Source organism: Adlercreutzia equolifaciens, from assembly GCF_029076695.1.
GTDB lineage: Bacteria > Actinomycetota > Coriobacteriia > Coriobacteriales > Eggerthellaceae > Adlercreutzia > Adlercreutzia equolifaciens_A.
The window spans coordinates 1-300 of the sequence record NZ_JARFIK010000415.1; the positions used below are offsets into that span (position 1 = coordinate 1).

The following is a 300-nucleotide window of genomic DNA, read 5'->3' on the forward strand; positions in this document are numbered from 1 at the left end:
TCGCCATCGGCGGTATTGTGGTCGCCAGCCACCATGTCATCTTCGCCGTACCAGTAATCGCGGTCGGCGTCGGTGCCGGGCAGCGCGTAGTTCTCGCGATCCACGCACAGCGGGCCGTTCTGCTCTTCGTAACCGTTGTTGAAGGAGGAGATGTCGGCACTGGCCACGCGCACGTACACGAACACGCAGCTTCTGCTCCAGCGCCTTCTTCTCCGCCATGTCCTTTTCCTCTTGGCTGCCGGCCGCGGGCACGTACTCAAAGCTCTCGTTGGCGGTCACTTCTTTGTAAGTCATCTGCGG

General features: G+C 61.3%; 1 protein-coding gene. It reads right to left on the bottom strand.

Annotation, left to right across the window (positions count from 1 at the left end; translation table 11 throughout):
- On the bottom strand, positions 1-185 hold a 185-nt coding region (locus PZH32_RS12970), incomplete at its 3' end, for a hypothetical protein (protein WP_275208669.1).
- Positions 186-300: the final 115 nt, after the last annotated feature.